The organism is Paenarthrobacter sp. CCNWLY172 (assembly GCF_037402035.1).
Classification (GTDB): Bacteria; Actinomycetota; Actinomycetes; order Actinomycetales; family Micrococcaceae; genus Arthrobacter.
Map to the genome: position 1 here is coordinate 278,595 of NZ_JBBEGB010000004.1, position 15,347 is coordinate 293,941.

General features: G+C 63.3%; 14 protein-coding genes. 11 read left to right on the top strand and 3 right to left on the bottom strand.

The annotated features are described in order from the left end of the window. Nucleotides 1-189 precede the first annotated feature (189 nt). Nucleotides 190-1,047, top strand: coding sequence for a prephenate dehydratase (locus WBN73_RS08035; RefSeq protein WP_280628044.1), 858 nt, complete (start codon nt 190-192; stop codon nt 1,045-1,047). Between the two features lie 978 nt (nt 1,048-2,025). Here the strand turns inward: WBN73_RS08035 and WBN73_RS08040 are convergent. Then, complete coding sequence (locus WBN73_RS08040; protein ID WP_337339863.1) at nt 2,026-4,197, bottom strand: MMPL family transporter; 2,172 nt, start codon at nt 4,195-4,197, stop codon at nt 2,026-2,028. 166 nt (nt 4,198-4,363) lie between these two features. On the opposite strand from WBN73_RS08040, the gene WBN73_RS08045 reads away from it, so the two are divergent. From WBN73_RS08045 to WBN73_RS08065, 5 genes are all read left to right on the top strand, one after another. Further along, on the top strand, nt 4,364-4,870 hold the full coding sequence (locus tag WBN73_RS08045) for a MarR family winged helix-turn-helix transcriptional regulator (protein ID WP_207595140.1): 507 nt from the start codon (nt 4,364-4,366) through the stop codon (nt 4,868-4,870). 29 nt (nt 4,871-4,899) lie between these two features. Then, nucleotides 4,900-5,715, top strand: a complete 816-nt coding sequence (locus WBN73_RS08050; RefSeq protein ID WP_207595141.1) for a methyltransferase domain-containing protein — start codon at nt 4,900-4,902, stop codon at nt 5,713-5,715. Between the two features lie 101 nt (nt 5,716-5,816). After that, nucleotides 5,817-6,176 (top strand): YciI family protein, encoded by a 360-nt coding sequence (locus tag WBN73_RS08055; protein WP_207595142.1) that lies wholly within the window; start codon nt 5,817-5,819, stop codon nt 6,174-6,176. Between the two features lie 3 nt (nt 6,177-6,179). Beyond that, nucleotides 6,180-7,400, top strand: a complete 1,221-nt coding sequence (locus WBN73_RS08060) for an RNA polymerase sigma factor (RefSeq protein WP_337339861.1) — start codon at nt 6,180-6,182, stop codon at nt 7,398-7,400. An 18-nt stretch (nt 7,401-7,418) separates the two neighbouring features. Further along, nucleotides 7,419-8,402 carry an aldo/keto reductase gene (locus tag WBN73_RS08065; RefSeq protein WP_337339860.1) on the top strand — a complete coding sequence of 328 codons (984 nt, stop codon included), beginning with the start codon at nt 7,419-7,421 and terminating at the stop codon, nt 8,400-8,402. Between the two features lie 28 nt (nt 8,403-8,430). Here WBN73_RS08065 and WBN73_RS08070 read toward each other — a convergent pair whose 3' ends face one another. Further along, nucleotides 8,431-9,504 carry a DNA polymerase IV gene (locus tag WBN73_RS08070; protein WP_443193252.1) on the bottom strand — a complete coding sequence of 358 codons (1,074 nt, stop codon included), beginning with the start codon at nt 9,502-9,504 and terminating at the stop codon, nt 8,431-8,433. A gap of 157 nt (nt 9,505-9,661) precedes the next feature. Here WBN73_RS08070 and WBN73_RS08075 point away from each other — a divergent pair, with 157 nt between their 5' ends. Together WBN73_RS08075 and WBN73_RS08080 are read left to right on the top strand one after the other, a co-directional pair. Continuing rightward, nucleotides 9,662-10,285, top strand: a complete 624-nt coding sequence (locus WBN73_RS08075; protein WP_207595145.1) for a LysE family transporter — start codon at nt 9,662-9,664, stop codon at nt 10,283-10,285. A gap of 35 nt (nt 10,286-10,320) precedes the next feature. Further along, nucleotides 10,321-10,677: a hypothetical protein gene (locus WBN73_RS08080; protein ID WP_280623968.1), complete on the top strand. Its 357-nt coding sequence runs from the start codon at nt 10,321-10,323 to the stop codon at nt 10,675-10,677. Here WBN73_RS08080 and WBN73_RS08085 read toward each other — a convergent pair. After that, nucleotides 10,674-11,711, bottom strand: coding sequence for a LacI family DNA-binding transcriptional regulator (locus tag WBN73_RS08085; protein WP_207595148.1), 1,038 nt, complete (start codon nt 11,709-11,711; stop codon nt 10,674-10,676). The two genes, WBN73_RS08080 and WBN73_RS08085, sit on opposite strands and share 4 nt — an antisense overlap. A 212-nt stretch (nt 11,712-11,923) precedes the next feature. On the opposite strand from WBN73_RS08085, the gene uriH reads away from it, so the two are divergent. Genes uriH through WBN73_RS08100 form a run of 3 tightly spaced genes read left to right on the top strand, consistent with a single transcriptional unit; the run spans nt 11,924 to nt 15,347 of the window. After that, entirely contained in the window at nt 11,924-12,949 is a 1,026-nt protein-coding gene (gene uriH, locus WBN73_RS08090) for a uridine-preferring nucleoside hydrolase UriH (protein WP_337340033.1), read from the top strand. Further along, complete coding sequence (gene uriT / locus WBN73_RS08095) at nt 12,949-14,394, top strand: uridine transporter UriT (protein ID WP_207595150.1); 1,446 nt, start codon at nt 12,949-12,951, stop codon at nt 14,392-14,394. Before uriH ends, uriT begins: the two co-directional genes overlap by 1 nt. Next, nucleotides 14,391-15,347 carry a ribokinase gene (locus tag WBN73_RS08100; RefSeq protein ID WP_337339859.1) on the top strand — a complete coding sequence of 319 codons (957 nt, stop codon included), beginning with the start codon at nt 14,391-14,393 and terminating at the stop codon, nt 15,345-15,347. The genes uriT and WBN73_RS08100 overlap by 4 nt, the downstream gene beginning before the upstream one ends.

The following is a 15,347-nucleotide window of genomic DNA, read 5'->3' on the forward strand; positions in this document are numbered from 1 at the left end:
TCGTGCCCGCAAACCTTGCAACCCGCTGTTCGTTGACAGTGTTTGTTGCGCTACTTCTGAACGCTGTCGCAGTCGTCATCGGCCGCCCCCAATCCTTGTTGCGAACCTAGGGTCGGTGGCACCCACTTGTCCAGTCACAGGGTGGACGCGGTTGGGAGGCCGGGCGCTCAGCGTGTAACCATGAGCATCATGGCCCAGAAGATTGCGTACCAAGGCGAGCCCGGAGCTAACTCGGATCTCGCGTGCAAGGAAATGTTCCCTGAACTCGAGAGCGTGCCTTGCGCCAGTTTTGAGGACGCCTTCGAGCTGGTGTCCACCGGGGAAGTCGATCTGGCCATGATTCCCATTGAGAACTCCATCGCCGGGCGTGTGGCCGATATCCATGTCCTGCTCCCGCAGTCCAAGCTGCAGATCGTTGGCGAGTACTTCCTGCCGATCCGCTTCGACCTTTTGGGCATTCCGGGCAGCACCATCGAGGGAGCTACCGAAGTTCACAGCCACATCCACGCTCTGGGGCAGTGCCGCAGGATCATCCGGGAAGCGGGCCTGAAGCCCGTCATCGCCGGTGATACTGCAGGATCAGCCCGTGAGGTCCGGGACTGGAATGATCCCCACAAGCTGTCCCTGGCTCCGCCTCTCGCCGCTGGCCTGTACGGTCTCGAAGTCCTGGCTTCCGGCGTCGAGGACGATCCCACCAACACCACCCGCTTTGTTGTCCTGGCCCGGGAACGCGAGCTCCCTACCAAGGAAGAGCTGCCCGGCCCTGCGATCACCAGTTTCGTCTTCCGGGTCCGCAACGTTCCCTCGGCCCTGTACAAAGCACTTGGTGGCTTTGCGACCAATGGCCTCAACATGACACGGCTGGAAAGCTACATGGTGGGCGACGAGTTCGCTGCCACCATGTTCCTCTCCGACGTCGAAGGCCACCCCGAAGACGCCCGTCTCCGCCGGGCCTTGGAAGAACTGGAGTTCTTCACTACCGAGGTCCGCGTTCTGGGTGTTTACGCCGCGGACGGTTACCGGGAACGGAACACCGTCACCGTCTGATCTACCCTTGATACCGGGGGAAATGCTGACGTGAAGAAGAAGTCAAAACAGTGGGATCCGCGGATCCTCTACGGCGGAATGATCGCGGTCATTTTGGCCACCTTTGTGTGGATGGCCCACAGCACCTTGCTTGGGGCATCCTTGTTCTTCGCCCCAGGGGCGACTTACACCTTTCTCCCATTTCGGGTACTGCCCCAGTCATCGCGCGCTTCCATGCTGATGCTCTGTGCATTGCCCTTGGCATCCTATTCAGCGCTTTCGTTTGAAGACGGTCTAGGGATTCCTGCCGCCGCATCGTGGTTCTTGGGTGTCATCGCCGGGGGAATTGCAAGTGGATACCCGTGGTCAGGAAGAAGGAGTCCGGCGGGGAAGAAACCCAGTGGAAGCATCGAAGCCGGCAAGGAATCCGTTGGAGGCCGGCGTCAGGCGCTAATTAATGGATCCTGCGCGGCCGTCTTGATGGGGGCCGGCCTTGCCCACTTCATCTTCCAGAGCCCGACGGCGGCAGTCGGCGCCGTTTTGGCAGGCGCCTTGATCTGCGGCTGGGCGTTGTTCCGGTTTCCACCATCGGCCGCTACCAGGAACGCACTCCTTTTGATCATCCCGGTGGAGTTCTTTTTGCTGGCATTCCTGGGAAGTAATACCAGCCAGATGGCTCTTCCGTTCGTGTGGACGTACGGTGCCCTGGCTGGTGTCCTCTTGGGAGGGCATTATTGGAGCGGCCCGCTTCAGGGCACACCCCGGCCACCATTCAGCAGCCAGGAGAAACGGCGTCGTAAGCGCAAAAAGGTACGCCGGTCGCGGGACAAACAGAAACAGAACAAGGTGCCCGCGGGGCGCCGTTGACCATCAGGCCACCTTTTTTTGCCATCGTCGGGCGGCGGGAACCGTATTGCTCGCATGAGCACCGAACCCGCCGCCGGACAATGGCGCGACACCCTGCTGCTTGAGCGCCGCTCGCCGGTGGACGGCTAACACCTAGCGACCCACCGGTGCCTCTTCCTCGCGAAGCTCAACCGGGGCCGCCGAAGCCGAACGCCTCAGCTTGCTCGGCCACCAGATCTTGCTGCCGATGTCGTACGCGAGGGCAGGTACCAGCAAAGACCGGACCAACACGGTATCCAGCAACACACCGAACGCCACGATAAAGGCGAGCTGCACCAGGAACATGATGGGGATGACCCCAAGGGCCGCGAAGGTAGCAGCCAAAACCACACCGGCGGACGTGATGACACCACCAGTAACAGCCAGCCCCCGCAGGATTCCCGGGCGGGTCCCATGCTTCAACGACTCTTCGCGGACACGGCTCATCAGGAAGATGTTGTAGTCCACGCCCAGTGCCACCAGGAACACGAAGCCGAACAACGGCACCGTGGCATCGGCACCCGAGAATCCGAAGACCCCGTTGAACACCCACGCCGAGACACCCATGGCGGCGCCGTAGGAAAGCACCACGGACAGCACCAGCAACACCGGCGCCACTACGGATCGCAGCAGGAGCATCAGGATGAACAGGATGACGATCAGCACAATCGGGATGATGACCACAAGGTCGCGCTGCGCCGTGGTGTTCGTGTCCAGGGCGGTGGCCGTGACTCCACCCACCAACGCGTCTGCGTCAACTTCCTTGACGGCCACCCGCAGCGACTTCACCGCCTCTTCCGCTTCAATGGAGTCCCCGGCCGAGTTCAGCGTCGCATTGATCAGGACCCTGCCCTCGCGCACGGCCGGGTCAGCAGGAGCACCGGGAGCGCCGGTGATGGGCACGTTTCCGTCGGCCAGCAGGTAGGCGTCGCCCACGCCGTCGGCGGCTTTGACCTTGTCCAGCACCTGCTGGGCGGAACCCTCGGAGGCGACCACGACGGCGGGGCTGCCGCTGCCTGCGTCGAAGTGGCGGGCCAATGCTTCCTGTCCGTCCACTGCGTCGGAAGCGGAGAGAATGACGTCCGTTTGAGGAACACCGTTGGCCTTCAACTGCATCAGGCCGGTGGAGGCCGCAAGGAGCAGGAGCACTGAAGCCACCCACACAACGCGCGGCCGCTTGGAGACCAGACGACCCGTGGCGCGCCACAGTCCCTTTTGCCCTTCAAGTCCAGTGACAATCTCAGGTTCGCGTTCGTCGTCGGGCAGCAGCTTGGGCCGGAAGGGCCAGAAGGCTGCACGGCCAAGCAATGCCATCAGCGCGGGCAGGAGCGTGAGCGCAGCGAACAAAGAGCAAAGGATGCCGGCGGCGGCCACCGGGCCCAGCGCCTTGTTCGAATTCAGATCGGAGAACAGCAGGCAGAGCAGCGCGATGATCACGGTGGCCCCGGAAGCGAGGATCGGCTCAAACGATGCCTTCCACGCCGTGATCACGGCGTGCGTGCGGTTGGCGGTATGGGTCAGCGCCTCCCGGAACCGGGCCACGTACAACAGCGCGTAGTCGGTAGCCGCACCGATCACCAGAATGGACAGAATGCCTTGGCTTTGGCCGTTGAGCTGGATCCAGCCAGCCTTGGCCATGCCGAACACCAGCAAAATAGCCGCACACAGCGCAAAGACCGAGGTGAACAGCACCGCCAGTGGCAGCACCACCGAGCGGTACACCAGCAGCAGGATCACGAACACGGCTCCCAAGGCAACCAGGAGCAGGATGCCGTCGATCCCGCCGAAAGCGTTGACGAGGTCGGCGGTCAGGCCCGCGGGTCCTGTAACAAAGGCCTTCATGCCGTCGGGCGCTCCGGGCTGGACGACGTCGCGCAGTTCCTGAACTTTTTCGCGGAGTTCATCAGAGGACGCCATCGGAACGATGAACTGGACGGCTTTGCCGTCTTCCGAAGGAATGGGCCCGACGACGGCACTCCCCAGTTTGAGTGCCTCAATGTCGGCTTTCAGCTGGGCTGCTTCGCCCAGTTGGGCCGGGGTGAACGCAGCATCGCTCTCAACGATGACCACGGCGGGGATCTCTTCAGAGTCCCGGAACTTGGCCTGCCAGTCGCCCGCTTCCGTGGCTTCGGCGCCTGCGGGGAGGAACGAGGCCTGGTCGTTGGAGGAAACTTCTTCCAGCCGCCCGAAGGTAGGGCCGCCAATGCCGGCGATGCCGAGCCACGTGATGACCAGCACCACGGGGATCAGCCAGCGCAGCCAGAAAGGTACTTTCCGCGAGTTCATGAGTCCTTCTTCTGTGGGGATGCTTGTTGCCTTTATTCCATCACAGATTATCTCTATGATGGAACTATTCCAAGGGTTGGCTCCATCGGATGCCAAAATCCTTCACTGCTGGGAGTAATATCCGGAAGGCAGTAATCACCAGACAAACGCTGGCAGGAGGGCGGATATGTCGGACACACCAGCCACGCGCCCCGAGAACGCAGCCCCCCAGGAACTGGTGCGGCTCCTCCAGGACTTCACCCTCGAAGCCAACCACTACGTTGACGCAGCAGGTGGCAGGAACGACATGCACCGTACGGACCTCAACGCACTCGCCGTCATCATGCGCCACTCCGCGGCCGGCAAAGTGGTCACGCCGGGTGTTCTCCGCGCCGAACTCCGGCTCAGCTCCCCCGCCACCACGGCATTGGTTGATCGCCTGCATGCCTCCGGGCACGTGGTGCGCGAACGGCTCGGCACGGACCGCCGGCAGGTCCAGCTGCAGATGACACCCAAGGCGTATCGGGACGGAAGCGCCATGTTCATGCCACTGGCCATCCGCATGGGCAAGGCCATGGCTGCCTACAGCTCCGAGGAACTGGAGCTTGTCACCCGCTTCATGACGGACATGGTGGAAGCAACCCTCGCCGCGCGCGAGGAAGCATCCCAACCCGAGGCACCGCGCTCCACCTAAATCCACCTTCCAAGTTGTAGCGTTTCCCTATGAACGCGCAGCAGCCTGAAGATGTCTATACCCACGGACACCACGAGTCGGTTGTCCGGGCCCACGCCTCACGGACGGTCGAGAATTCGGCCGCGTTTGTGATTCCCCATCTCACCGCCGGGACTTCAGTACTCGACGTCGGGTGCGGACCGGGGAGCATCACCTGCGATTTCGCCGGGCTCGTTGCGCCAGGGCAAGTGATCGGTTTGGACCGTTCGCCGGATATCGTCGCCCAGGCCACCGAGCTGGCCACTGAGCGTGGCGTTGACAACGTGACCTTCCGGACCGGCAACATCTACGATCTCGACTTCGAGGACGAGTCCTTCGACCTCGTCCATGCCCACCAAGTCCTCCAGCACCTCACCGATCCCGTGGCCGCCTTGCGCGAGATGCGGCGGGTGGCCAAGCCCGGTGCGATCGTGGCTGTGCGCGACGCTGATTTCCACGGCATGAGCTGGTACCCGGAAGTTCCGGAGCTCGACGACTGGATGGAGCTCTACCAGAAAATCGCCCGCCGCAACGGAGCAGAACCCGACGCCGGCCGACGCCTGGTTTCGTGGGCCCAGCAGGCTGGATTCACCCAGGTGGCTCCCACCAGCAGCAACTGGCTCTACGCCACGGCGCAGCAGCGCGCCTGGCAGTCCCGGGTCTGGAGCGAGCGGGTGCTGCATTCCGCATTTGCCGAGCAAGCGTTGGAGTACGGTTTCGCCAACGAAGCAGACCTCGCCCGGATCGCCGCGGGCTGGCACCGCTGGGGAGCCACCGACGACGGGTACTTCCTCATCCCCAACGGCGAGGTCATTGCGCGGGCCTGAAACTTTTGAAAAAAATTCCCGAGCCATGTAGAAAAGTCCACCGCAGTTCCGACCCATGAGTGAAGGCACCCACAATGGGCGCCCCTCACAAGGAGTTTGAGATGAAATACATGATCATGATGTTCGGGTCTGCCGAGGGCATGATGGCGACTGCCGATCCGGAGTGGATCAAGGAAATGATCGGGTTCATGATCCAGATCGATAAGGACCTGACCGAGTCCGGTGAGCTCGTTTTCAACGCCGGGCTGGCCGACGGCAGCACCGCGAAACTCGTCAAGCAGACCCCGGACGGCGTCATCACCACTGACGGCCCCTACGCCGAGTCCAAGGAATCACTGGTGGGCTACTGGGTGGTTGATGTCGCGAGCGAGGAGCGCGCGGTGGAAATCTGTTCAAGCATTGTGAAGTACGCGCAGGTAGTTGAGCTTCGCGCCATCCCGAACGGACCGCCGGAGGTCTAGCGTTTGACCGAACCTTCATCGGAAGCACGAATCGAGGACCTGCTGCGCACCTTGGCTCCGCAGGTCCTCGGCGTGCTGGCGAGGACTCACGGCCAGTTCGATGTGTGCGAGGACGCCGTCCAGGAAGCACTCCTTGAAGCCTCCCTGCAGTGGCCAACGGCCTTGCCGGACAACCCGCGGGCCTGGTTGATCGCCGTCGCAAGCCGCCGTTTAGTGGACATCTGGCGGAGCGAAAGCGCCCGGCGCGTCCGGGAGGAACGCGCCACAGCCATCGATTTCCAAGCAGGTCCAGTCCCGGAGGCAGACGACACCCTTACCCTCATGTTCCTGTGCTGCCATCCAGCCCTGTCCGCACCATCGCAACTCGCCTTGACGCTTCGCGCAGTTGGAGGACTCACGACGGCGGAAATCGCCTCGGCCTTCCTGGTCCCGGAAGCGACCATGGGACAGCGCATCAGCCGCGCGAAACAGGGGATTCAAAAGGCGGGAGCCACGTTCAGCATGCCGCCGGCCTCCGAGCGGAAGGCGAGGCTCGGCGTCGTACTTCATGTCCTGTACCTGATCTTCAACGAAGGTTACGCGGCAAGTTCCGGTCCATCCCTCCAGCGGGAGGACCTCACCACGGAAGCGATCCGGGTGACACGCCTGCTGGTGGGCGCCGCACCACATGAGCTTGAGGCGAGCGGCCTGCTGGCGCTGATGCTGCTCACGGATTCCCGGCGGGCGGCGCGTGCTCTGCCGGACGGAACACCGGTGCCACTGGCCGAGCAGGACCGAAGCCTTTGGAATCGGGAACAGATGGAGGAGGGCATCGCGCTGTTGTCCTCCGTGCTGGGGCGTGGGGCGGCCGGGCCGTATCAACTTCAGGCGGCCATCGCTGCCGTTCACGCAGAGGCCGCCTCCGACGAAGAGACTGACTGGCCACAGATTCTAGCCCTCTACACAGTCCTTGACGCCGTCGCACCCAGTCCCGTGGTCACACTGAATCGCGCTGTAGCTGTGGCCAGGGTGCATGGGCCGGTCGCTGGCCTGGAATTGTTGGTCGGACTGGATACGGCGCTGGGCCGGACGCACCGCTTGGACGCCGTGCGGGGCCACTTCCTGGAGATGGCGGGCTCATACAGTGAGGCCCGCGCGGCCTACCTCTCGGCCGCCAAGAAGACCGGAAGCCTGCAGGAACGAAAGTACTTAATGGAGAAAGCAGCGCGGATGGACCAGCATTAAGCCCATATAGTCGAACCCATGGAACAGCGCATACTTGGCAAGACCGGCCGATCCGTCTCCACCGTGGGACTGGGCACCTGGCAACTCGGAGCCGACTGGGGTTCAGTCACCGAAGAAGACGCCTTTGCCGTCCTGGAAGCCTCCGTACAAGGCGGCGTCAACTTCTTCGACACGGCAGACGTCTACGGTGACGGCCGCAGTGAGCAGTTCATTGGCCGCTTCCTTCGCGCCAATCCGAACCTGGACATCACGGTCGCCACCAAGATGGGCCGTCGGGTGGATCAAGTCCACGGGAATTACACTCTGGAGAACTTCCGGGCCTGGACCGACCGCTCTCGGCGCAACCTGCAGCAGGACACCCTGGACCTCGTTCAATTGCACTGCCCTCCCACGTCCGTGTACAGCAGCGACGAAATCTACGATGCACTGGACACCTTGGTCAGCGAGGGCGCCATCCGCAACTACGGCGTCAGCGTCGAGCGCACGGATGAGGCACTCGAAGCCATCAGCCGCGGGAACACCGCTTCCGTGCAGATCATCCTCAATGCCTTCCGCTTGAAACCCCTGGATGAAGTGCTGCCCGCAGCCAAGGAAGGGGGCGTTGGCATTATTGCCAGGGTGCCGCTGGCCTCCGGTCTGCTGTCCGGGAAGTACACGCCGGACACCGAGTTCCCTGAGAACGACCACCGCAATTACAATCGCGACGGCTCTTCCTTCGACGTCGGCGAGACCTTCTCCGGTGTCGATTTCGCAACGGGCGTCAAGGCGGCGCAGGAGTTCAGCGGATTAGTGCCCGACGGCGTCAGCACCGCCCAGGCGGCCCTCGCCTGGGTCATCGCCCAGGATGGCGTGACATCGGTCATTCCCGGTGCGCGCTCCGCTTCGCAGGCAGCGGCAAATGCCGAAGCCGGTGGTTTGCAGGCTGTGGGGGCCGGGCTCACGGACGGTGTCCGGGACATCTACGACCGGTACTTCCGCGAAGCGATCCACCCGCGCTGGTAGTTGCTGGGCCGCCGTCGGGCGCTGGCTGCTACCAGCCGCTGCGCGTCGGTGTGTGTCCCTTACGGGCTTCCTCGGGCATGGACATTTCTGCACGCAGTCCGAGGAGCCGGATGGGACGGTCCGGCTCCATTTTTCCGGTGAGGTCCAAGGCCTGCGCGAGGACTTCTTCCCTGTCGAAAGTCTCAGGAATCTTCCTGGCGTAGGTCTTGGTGAAGAACGGTGCGTAGCGGACTTTCAACGTCAGCCCAATCACGGGGCGCCCCTCCGCTGCGACGTCTTCCAGGACGCGGGCGGTCAGTTCCTTGATGGCGTCGCTGATCTGGGTGGGCTCTGTGAGGTCCTGCTGGAACGTGGTCTCGCGGCCATGGGCGCGGGCGACCCACGGAGTGTCATCCACTTCGCTGGAGCCCTCACCGCGACCCAACTGCGCGTACCAAGGGCCCATTTTGGGGCCAAACTCCGGGACCAGGGCCTGGGGGTCGGTTGCGGCGAGCTCTGCCACCGTGGTGATTCCGTGCTTCGCCAGCCGTTGGGACACCTTGCTCCCCACGCCCCACAATTCCTTGGTGGGCTTTTCACCCATGACGTCGAGCCAGTTCTCCTTGGTCAGCCTGAAAATTCCTGCGGGCTTGCCAAAATCCGTGGCATTCTTGGCGCGGACCAACGTGTCACCGATGCCCACACTGCAATGCAGCTGGGTTTGCTCGAGGACGGCGGCCTGGATCTGCCGGGCATATGCGTCCGGGTCGTCAGTTTCGACGCCGACAAAAGCCTCATCCCAGCCGAGCACTTGAACCGTGGCTCCCGGCTGGGCGCGCAGCGTGGTCATCACTACGTCCGAGGCCGCCAGATATGCCTCTTGATCTACCGGCAGGATGATTGCGTCGGGCACTTTCCGGGCAGCAATCCTGAGCGGCATCCCCGAGCCGACGCCGAACGCCCTGGCTTCGTAAGATGCCGTGGACACCACAGCCCGTTCCGTGGGGTCACCCCGGCCACCGACGATGATCGGTTTGCCCGCGAGCTCGGGCCGCCGGAGTATCTCGACAGCGGCAATGAACTGGTCCAGATCGACGTGCAGCACCCACGGGATTCCGCTCACGGCACCAGTTTGCCCTACGGCGTTGCTTCCTGACCCTCTTTGATCCGCGGGAGCTCGGAAAACAACCCATTCCGGGTGCATTAGGCCTTGTCAGCCGCCAAAAGAGGTCAGGAAGCAACGCGTCGGAAGAGTCCACCTCACCGGCATAAGCTGAGGTGTGCAATTTTCTCTCTGGCTGGCTCTGGTTGGTGCCGGCACCCTGATCAGTTTCACTCCCGGCGCCGGAGCCATCTTCACCATGAGCAACTCGCTCAATTCCGGCTTCCGTCGTTCCATCTGGGGCATTCTCGGACAACAGGTGGCTCTGGTCATCCACATCGTCATTGTTGCCTTGGGCGTCGGCGTGCTGGTTTCCAACTCTCCCGTCATCTTCAACGTCATTCGTTACGCGGGCGCCGCGTACCTTGTGTACCTCGGCATCCGGCAGTTCCTGCACAAGCCTGACCTGGACAAAGAGAAGGTGGACAGCCAAAAGAACGAGTCGGCCTTGTCCATGTTCCAGCGAGGCATTTGGGTGAACCTGCTGAACCCCAAGGCAATCGTCTTTTTCCTGGCGTTCATGCCGCAGTTCATCAGGCCGGACCAGCCGCTGCTCCAGCAATATGCCGTGCTGACCGCCACGGTCCTGGTTATCGACATTCTGGTGATGTGGTTCTTCTTCGCCCTGGCTGCGCGTTCCTTCCAGCGGTTCACCCACGACCAACGCGGCCAAACAATTCTGAACCGCATCTTTGGCTGCCTGTTCGTCCTCGTCGGCATCTTGCTGGCAGTCATCCACTAGCCACGACGACAACGCGTGGTGCTACCGTCGAGGCCATGGAGCCGGACTGGATCGAACACCGACGCACAGACGATGGCGAGCACGTGGGATGGATGAAGCCCGTTGACGACGGATTCGTAGCAATTGACCTGCTGGGACGCCCGCGCACGGACGTTGTGGATTGGTTCACTGCCGAAGAAACACTCGATGACCTCGGCCTCCGCTACCTCGCCGACCCGCACGAGTTGCTGCTCGACGACGGCGACTGGCTGCGCGTCCGGATAGCGGAAGTCACTCCGTCCCTGGTGCGAGTGAAAAAGGAAGATTGGGGCGATATGACAGCTCCACAGATCTACTTCACCGTGTCGAACCCCGTCTCGGAAGGACAGCTTCGCCCGCTCTCCCCTGGCTAAGACGTAGATCCCCGAACCACCAGCGAGCTCTCGAGCGTCACGTGGGTTTCGTCCAGCGGCAGGCCTTCCATCAGGCCCCGCAGCTGCTCCCCCGCTTTACGGCCCAAGGGCGTTGCCGGCAGGTGCACGCTGGTGAGGCTGGGGTTGCTGGTGGCCGAATAGGGCAAGTCATCAAACCCTGCCACAGCCAGCTGCTCCGGGATCCGGACACCTTCCACCCGAGCTTCCTGCAGAACGCCATAAGCGTGCGTGTCCGTCCCGCAGACGACGGCGGTGACCCCCTCGCGCTGCCACTCCGGCCAGACGTCGGCGAACGCGGCGGCGGCAGCACCGACGTCGATAGGGGTGCTGATGACATGGCCAGGGGCCACTGAAAGTCCGCACGAAGCAGCCTCCGCAAGAAAGGCTTCGCGGCGCAACTGGAACGTGGTTGTTCCCGTCACGCCATCCACATAGGCGGCGCGGGTATGACCGGAAGACGCCAAATGCCGGGCAAGTTCCCGCGCGCCCTGGGCAACGTCAAGGTTCACGGAAGGCGCGTAGGACTCAAGGCCGGGTGCATCCAACAGGACCAACGGGCCGGCCGCGGACAGATCTTCCAGGAACTCTGCACTGGGCGCCCCCACCAGCAAACCGGCAGGGCGCAGTGCCAGAAGTTTGCGGACATCGTCAGCCTGGGGCGACTCACCAGCGTCGGTCACGGAAAGCAGCAACTGGTACTGGGACCCCAAGGATTCCCGCACCCCGGCGATCACGTTGGCGAAGAAGGGGTTGGAAACGTCCGGAGTCACCAATATGACAATCGAACTGACCCCACGGGCCAGGGAACTGCCGATGCTGTCCACCACGTAGCCGAGTTCGGAAATGGCCAAGCGGACCCTGGAGATGTTGTCCTCAGAGACGCGCCCCTGGGTTTTTCCGTTCGCCACCAGCGAGACGGTCGCCGTCGAAACGCCTGCACGGGCGGCTACCATCGCAGCCGTCACGCGAGGTGAGCGGGGCGCGCTGCCTTGGCGCCGATCCAGGGATTCCATGCATCGATCGTATCGGTCCCATACCGCGTTGACCTGCGAGAAGGCATCAAGCGCTTGACGTTGCGAGGACGGCAGCGAACCCCGGCACAACGTTAAGCGTTTGACGTAGCCCACAAAGCAGTGCCAGAATTCCCCTGAATGCTTAGCGCCCTGCCCCGGGCAAGTTCCAGGCAGGCCCCAATGACGTGGAGAGAAACGTGGATCCCAACACCATGACACCAGCACGCAAGAAGATCATTCTTGACTGCGACCCTGGCCATGACGACGCCGTGGCGTTGCTGCTGGCGCACGGCAATCCGGACATCGAACTGCTGGCCGTAACGACGGTGGTGGGCAATCAGACCCTGGAAAAGGTCACCCGGAACGCCCTCTCGGTAGCCACCATTGCCGGCATCACCGGCGTCCCTTTCGCCGCCGGTTGCGACCGCCCGTTGGTCCGCACCATCGAAACGGCCCCCAGCATCCACGGCGATTCCGGTATGGACGGCCCGGAGCAGCCCGAGTCCATCATCGAGCTGGACCCACGCCACGCCGTCGACCTCATCATTGAAACTGTCATGGCACACGAGCCGGGCACTGTCACGTTGGTCCCCACCGCGGGCCTTACCAACATTGCGATGGCCGCCCGCAAGGAACCGCGCATCGTGGAGCGCGTGAAGGAAGTTGTCCTCATGGGCGGCGGCTACCACGTGGGCAACTGGAGCGCCGTGGCGGAATTCAACATCATCATCGACCCCGAAGCCGCACACATCGTTTTCAACGAAAAGTGGCCCGTAGTGATGGTCGGCCTCGATCTCACCCACCAGGCGCTGGCCACGGACGAGGTGGTGAACCGTATAGCTAAGATGGGCACCAAGCCGGCCAAGTTCGTCATGGAGCTCATGGACTTCTTCCAGAAGACATACAAGGACGCCCAGGGCTTCGATTTCCCACCGGTCCACGACCCCTGCGCCGTGGCCTACGTCATCGACCCCACCGTCATGACCACCCGCAAGGTCCCCGTGGACATCGAGCTCCAGGGCAAGCTCACTCTTGGCATGACCGTTGCCGACTTCCGCGCACCGGCCCCCGAGGACTGCCACACGTCGGTCGCCGTCGACCTCGACCACAAGAAGTTCTGGGACCTGGTCACCGATGCGATTGAACGGATCGGAGAACCAACGCACGACGCCGTCGCTGCCGCAACCGCTGACGTAAACGCCACCGCAGAGGCCCTCCTGGCAGGAGAGGCAAAGTAATGTCCTCCCTCGCAATCGAAGCCAAGTCCACCCGCGGCAACGTCACAGCCCTCATGGTTGCGTTGCTGGCGGCCTGCGTGGCTTTCCAGCTCAACGCCTCCATGCTTAGCCCTGCCCTGGTCACCATGGGCAACGAACTCAACACGGACCAGGCCACCATCGGCCTGTCCCAGACGTGGTTCTTCACGGCCGCAGCGCTCTTCTCACTGTTCCTCCCGCGCCTGAGCGACATCGTGGGCCGCAAGAAGATCCTGGTCGGCATGATGCTCCTGATGGCTGTTGGTTCGGTCATCGCAGCGATGGCCCCGGACGTCACGTGGCTCTTCGTGGGCCGCATCATTCAGGGCGTCAGCGGCCCCACGGTTCCGCTGTGCCTGATCATGCTCCGCTCAGCAGTCAGCAACCCCCGCAAGTACGGCACGCTCATGGGCCTCATCACAGCAGTCAACGGCGGCGTGGCCGGCGTCGATTCGTTCGTGGGCGGCTACTTCGCCGAGAACTTCGGCTTCCGCAGCATCTTCTGGCTCATGGTTGCACTGGCCTTGGTGGCTACCGTCCTGATCGCCGTCCTTGCCGGTGAAAGCAAGCCTGCCGCCGGCACCACCATGGACTGGCTGGGCGTGTTCTTCATCGTCATCGCCGTGGGTGCACTGCTGACGGCTCTGAACGAGGGCGCCAAGCTGGCCACAGCATTCGACGCCGGGACGCTGACTCTCGCGATCGTGCTCACGGTGATCGCCGCCGTCGCCTTCTTCGCCTTCTGGACTGTGGAGAAGCGCGCCAAGCAGCCCATGGTGGAAACCGTGCACCTGCGCCACCGCTCCACCTGGGCACCCCTGCTGACTACCACTTTGACGATGACGGGCATTTTCGCAGTCATCAACGGCATCGTCCCCGCCTACGTTCAGGCTGCAGATCCGGGCTTCGGCGTGGGTCCCACCGAGATGTCGCTGATCATCCTCACCCCGTACGCCCTGCTGGGTTGGCTGTTCGGCCCGATCAGCGGCCGCCTGGCGCCCGTCCTCGGCTACACCAAGGTCTTGCGCATCGGCCTGCTGGGCAGCCTGGTGGCGTTGGCCATCATCGCGTTCTTCGGCCTGAACAACCTTCCCATGATGATCGTGGGCACAGCCTTGCTGGGCATCATGTACGCCGGTACGGTCAACATCATGCTGAACGGATTGGGTGTGGTCCTCTCGCCACAGGGCAACCCGGGCTTCCTGCCGGGCATGAACGCGGGCGCCTTTAACCTCGGCGCCGGGCTGAGCTTCCTTGTCCTCCCGGCGGTCCTGGTGGCCACGGCATCGCTCAATGATCCCAAGGCTTCGTACCTGACCGTTGTGGTGGTGGGCCTGGCCATCACCCTCGCCGCCTTCGCCGCCTCACTGTTGATCCCCAAGCCCGTGGACGCAGAAGTGACCGAGGACCAGAAGGTGACCGCATGACCAGCGCACCCAAGGCGGGAATCGTCGTCGTCGGCTCCCTGAACGCAGACCTCACCATCTACTGCGACCGTCTCCCCCAACCCGGCGAGACAGTTCACGGCAATGGTTTCGCGGTGAATCCGGGCGGCAAGAGTGCCAACCAGGCGGTGGCTGCCAGCAAGCTCGGCGGACAGGTCTGCCTGATCGGCGCCGTAGGCGAGGACCCCAACGGCACCATGCTCCTGGATTCGACAGCCAGCGCCGGAGTGGACGTGTCACGCGTCCGACGCTCCGACGTCGCCACCGGCGTAGCCGTCATTTCGGTGGACGCGAGCGGTGAGAACAGCATCATCATCTCGGCCGGCGCCAACGGTACCCTCAGGCCCTCCGACGTCACGCCGGACGCCTTCCAAGATGCGGCTGTTGTGTGCCTCTGCCTGGAAGTGGGAATCGATACGGTGACCGCCGCAGCCCAAGCGGGTCACGACGCCGGCGCAACCGTTCTGCTCAACCTCTCGCCTTACGCGGAGGTACCGGAAGTCCTGGCTGGCTTGAGCGACGTGTTGTTGGTCAATGCCCACGAGGCGTCGTTGTTCCTTGGCGCCGAAGCGGACATTCCGGACGCCGCGGCAGAAACCGAAGCGTGGGAGCCGGTCCGGAGCCAGTTCGCGGACCGCGGTCTGCAGCGGGTCCTGGTGACCCTCGGCGCACATGGCTCCGTGGTGCTGGATTCGTTGGCGGGTGGAACTGAAGACCAGATCACCCGCATTGCCCCGACACGTGTTTCAGCGATTGACACCACGGGTGCCGGAGACGCCTTCACGGGCGCTGTCGCCGCGCGTCTGGCGGCCGGGGAAACCCTCGCCGATGCCGCAGCCTTCGCCTCGGTTGCCGCCGCGTTGGCTGCAACCAGGAAGGGCACGCAGGCCGCGTACCCGGGGATCGCCGACGTCGAGCAACTGCGGGAAGCTTAG